At 40.4% G+C, this 4,463-nt stretch carries 5 protein-coding genes; 2 read left to right on the top strand and 3 right to left on the bottom strand.

Translation table 11 applies throughout. From position 1 onward, the window contains the following. Window positions 1–63: 63 nt before the first annotated feature. Entirely contained in the window at window positions 64–1,365 is a 1,302-nt protein-coding gene (gene tilS, locus A1D25_RS10280; protein WP_157395584.1) for a tRNA lysidine(34) synthetase TilS, read from the top strand. On the opposite strand, the gene A1D25_RS10275 is transcribed toward tilS, so the two are convergent. The 3 genes from A1D25_RS10275 to menB form a co-directional block, all read right to left on the bottom strand. Continuing rightward, window positions 1,362–1,655 (bottom strand): DUF5389 family protein, encoded by a 294-nt coding sequence (locus tag A1D25_RS10275; RefSeq protein ID WP_157395583.1) that lies wholly within the window; start codon window positions 1,653–1,655, stop codon window positions 1,362–1,364. The genes tilS and A1D25_RS10275 overlap by 4 nt on opposite strands. A 1-nt stretch (window position 1,656) precedes the next feature. Then, window positions 1,657–2,550: a site-specific tyrosine recombinase XerD gene (xerD, locus tag A1D25_RS10270; RefSeq protein ID WP_157395582.1), complete on the bottom strand. Its 894-nt coding sequence runs from the start codon at window positions 2,548–2,550 to the stop codon at window positions 1,657–1,659. A 128-nt stretch (window positions 2,551–2,678) separates the two neighbouring features. After that, entirely contained in the window at window positions 2,679–3,536 is an 858-nt protein-coding gene (gene menB / locus A1D25_RS10265) for a 1,4-dihydroxy-2-naphthoyl-CoA synthase (protein WP_157395581.1), read from the bottom strand. Window positions 3,537–3,678: 142 nt separating this feature from the next. Here menB and A1D25_RS10260 point away from each other — a divergent pair, with 142 nt between their 5' ends. After that, entirely contained in the window at window positions 3,679–4,308 is a 630-nt protein-coding gene (locus A1D25_RS10260) for a BamJ family beta-barrel-assembly machinery protein (RefSeq protein WP_157395580.1), read from the top strand. The last annotated feature ends 155 nt before the right edge of the window (window positions 4,309–4,463 follow it).

Raw genomic sequence — 4,463 nt, 5'->3', positions numbered from 1 at the left:
TGGGGTTTGTCATCAGTCTAGCCGATAAATCGGTAAATTTTTTTGAAAAACTCACCGCTTACTATGCTAATTTCAACACTTCGCCAACAGATAGCTATCCACACACCACAGCAAACCGATTTTTTAATCGGGCTAAGCGGAGGTGTGGACTCTGTGGTGCTACTTCATCTACTTTGCCAACTTCGTCAAGAAAACTCGCTCAATTTACGAGCTATCCATATTCATCACGGCTTAAGCCCGAATGCAGATAGCTGGGCAGAATTTTGCCAACATTTATGCCGAGAATGGCAAGTTCCCTTAACCGTCTGCAAAGTAACCGTATTTGGGAAACAAGGCATAGAAGCGAATGCTCGCCAAGCTCGTTATCAAGCGATTGAACAGCATATTCAGCCTAATGAGATGTTAGTCACCGCCCATCATTTAGACGATCAAGTGGAAACCTTTTTCCTTGCATTAAAACGGGGCAGTGGCATTACTGGGTTAAGTGCAATGCAAGCGGTCAGTTATTGGGGGAAAAATGCAACATCAGCATTTTCCATTTTCCGCCCGCTTCTTACATCACCGAAATCAACCATTCAAGCCTACGCAATGGCACATTGCCTAGCGTGGATTAACGATGAGAGCAATGTAGATAGTCGCTACGAACGTAATTTTTTACGCAATGAAATTTTACCCTTGCTCAATCAACGTTGGCAGCAGTTTGACCAAATGGTAGCAAGAGCCGCACAACATTGTGCGGAGCAACAGCAACTGGTGGAAGAGTTATTAAATGATGAACTTCACGCACGTTTAAATCTTGCTGAACGGCGTTTCAACATTGAGAAGTTCGACCAATTTTCTCACTTAAAACAGCAACAATTGATCCGCCTTTGGCTTGAAAAGTGCCAAATGCCGATGCCGAGCCAGATACAACTTGAGCAGATTATTGCCAATGTAATTTTTGCCGAGCAAGATAAAAATCCTGCGTTTAGATTAGCGGATAAAATGCTTAGACGTTACCAACAGCATCTTTTTATTACAGAGATATTTGCCGACACACCACCGTTTGAACAGATGTTATTAGCAAAACAGGGGGAAGAATTTACCTTGCCTGAAAATATCGGTACATTAATTCGCACCAGAGATACTCTCATTTTTTGCAAAAAATCGGGGCAAACATACCGCTTGTTATTACCGCCAGAATTACAGCAAGAGCCATTAATCATCAAACTACATCAGCGTGGTAAAGTGCCTCTTTATCCACATTCAAAACGAGAAGAGATGAAAAAAATTTGGCAAAAAAATAACGTGCCAGTCTGGGAAAGAACTCGCACGCCATTAGTCTTTTTTAATCAACAGCTCGTTGCAGTACTCACAACGCCTTAAACGCTTTTCACAATATAAATAAACACTCCATAAAAAAGCACAAAACCTAAAGTGAGTAATCCTTTTGCGAGCGGTTTATTTGTTTGATAAATCTTGTGTAATATTCCTGAGAGTGCAAACAACACAAAAGGATAAACCCAAAATACGACCGAAAAACTATTGATTTGAAATTCACTTAAATTCGGACTATCCGAAAACTTAGGCGAGACAAAGAGTGCTAATGGCCATAATGCAATGGGTAAACAGAACAGTGCCAATGCCCAGCTAAATTTAGAAAAACCTTGTTGCATATTATCCCCTTGGATGAAATTGTTGATGAAGTGATTTTAAACGTGCTTTGGCAACGTGAGTATAAATTTGAGTGGTGGATAAATCACTGTGCCCTAATAACATTTGCACCACACGCAAATCCGCCCCATTATTGACCAAATGCGTTGCAAAAGCGTGGCGTAGGACGTGGGGCGAGAGTTTATCACTATCAATCCCTGTTAGTAAGGCATAATGTTTAATTCGATGCCAAAACGTTTGGCGAGTCATCTGTTTGCCTAAACGACTTGGAAAAACAATATCCGATTGTGTATCGCCAAGCAAAATGGCACGTCCGTACTGAAAAAACTCACGCAACCAGTAATTTGCCTCTTCCCCCATCGGCACAATTCGCTCTTTATCACCTTTACCAATCACTCGAACTAACCCTTGCGACAAACTGATATTTTCAATGGTTAGCGAAACCAACTCCGTTACACGCAAGCCTGTGGCGTAAAGTAGCTCTAACATTGCTTTATCTCGTAGCTCAATCGGATCGGCAGTGTTCGGCATATTGAGTAAGTCCAATACTTGCTCTTCACTTAATGATTTTGGTAAATGAACCGCCTTGCGTGGTGATTTTAACGTTTCGGTCGGGTCATCACTACGGTAATTTTCCATATAAAGAAAGCGGAAAAACTTGCGTAAACAGCTTAACATTCTTGCCGAACTTGATGACTTATAGCCTTGCTCCAACCGTTCGCCAAGAAAGGTTTGGACATCGACATAATCTACCGTTAAAAAAGCCCTTGCGTCAGGCAACCATTGCACAAATGCTTCTAAGTCTAACCGATAAGATGCAATAGTATTTTCTGATAAATTATGTTCCAACCATAAATTATCCAAAAATTGTTCAATAATGGTATCGAGTTTGATCATACAAGTGGTGGGTGTTATACAAACATTTAATTTTTCGTAGGGACGGGGTTATCCCCGCCCCTAAATGAGAACGATATTGGGGTAGAGATAAACCCTAGCCCTACGCAAATTGTCTTTGTGGTTTCTGATTATGGATTACGTTTAAACTTGCTAAAATCAGGAGCACGTTTTTCGTTAAATGCGTTACGACCTTCTTGCCCTTCTTCAGTCATATAGAATAGCATTGTTGCGTTACCTGCTAATTCTTGTAGGCCAGCCTGACCATCACAATCTGCATTTAAAGCTGCTTTTAAACAACGTAAGGCAATTGGGCTATTACGCAACATCTCACGACACCAACGAACTGTCTCTTTTTCAAGATCAGCGTAAGGCACAACAGTATTGACTAATCCCATCTCTAAGGCTTCTTTTGCATCATATTGGCGGCATAAGAACCAAATTTCACGAGCTTTTTTCTGTCCAACGATACGAGCCATATAACTTGCACCCCAACCGCCATCAAATGAACCAACTTTCGGGCCTGTTTGACCAAAGATCGCATTTTCAGCAGCAATGGTTAAATCGCACAACATATGTAAAACGTGCCCACCGCCAATTGCATAACCTGCTACCATTGCGACCACAGGTTTCGGGCAGCTACGAATATCACGTTGGAAATCTAATACATTTAAGTGATGTACACCACTTTCATCTTTATAGCCACCGTAATCCCCACGCACTTTTTGGTCACCACCAGAACAAAATGCTTTCTCACCTTGTCCTGTTAGCACAATAACACCAATTTTTTCATCAAAACGAGCGTCAGAAAAGGCTTGGATCATCTCTTTAACAGTTTGTGGGCGAAAAGCATTACGCACTTCAGGACGGTTAATGGTAATTTTTGCAATTCCATCTGTGGATTTATGGTAAAGAATATCGGTATAACCTGTACTACAATCTTGCCATTCAACAGGAGCATAAAGTACATCATCTTTTGGATTTTGCATTAGTTCATTCCTTTTCAATTAAAAATAAGCGGTGGGATTATACCTGAAATTTGCAAATTTTTTGGAAAATCTCACCGCTTACTCTTGTATTTCAATTATTGATCGCCATATTAGGCACTCATTCAAACAATAAGGAAACATTATGTCTTTAAATTTAGATTCAGTTGCATTAGAAAGTGTAGAAGCAAAAGGTGGTTATGGTATTGGTTTACAAATCGGTCAGCAACTTTTAGGTAGTGGCTTAGATGTTGAACCTGAAGCGGTTGTAAAAGGAATTTTTGATGTATTAAACCAAAATCCACCTGCATTAGAACTAAACGAAGTAAGCCAAGCACTGCAAGAACTTTCACAACGTGCAGAAGCAGCACAAGCAGAAGCATTCAAAGCGTTAGAAGCAGAAGGAAAAGCGTTCTTAGAAGAGAACAAAAAACACGCATCAGTGAAAGAAACTGCAAGTGGTTTACAGTACGAAGTACTTGCTGAAGGAACAGGAAAAGTACCAACCAAAGCAGATAAAGTACGCGTACACTACACCGGCTCTTTAATTGACGGTACAGTTTTTGATAGTTCAGTTAAACGTGGTACACCTGCAGAATTTCCTGTAAGTGGTGTAATTGCAGGTTGGACAGAAGCATTAACAATGATGCCTGTTGGTTCAAAATGGCGTTTAACTATTCCACATAACCTTGCTTATGGCGAACGTGGTGCAGGTGCATCAATTCCACCGTTTAGTACCTTAGTTTTCGAAGTTGAATTACTTGATATTGTTTAATTTCCTATAATACAGAAGTTTATTTAGCTTTATTGATATAATATAAATCCGACAGCTTATGTCGGATTCAGACCACTGACAAACCCACCTTTACAGACATTCTGCTCAAGGTGGGTTTGATCTTCTACAATTAAAGCCCGATTGCTGAGTTACTT

Source organism: Ursidibacter arcticus (assembly GCF_009761375.1).
GTDB classification, from domain to species: Bacteria; Pseudomonadota; Gammaproteobacteria; order Enterobacterales; family Pasteurellaceae; genus Ursidibacter; species Ursidibacter arcticus.
The sequence above is the reverse complement of the archived record's forward strand: the minus strand, read 5'-3'. Positions and strand labels throughout refer to the sequence as shown.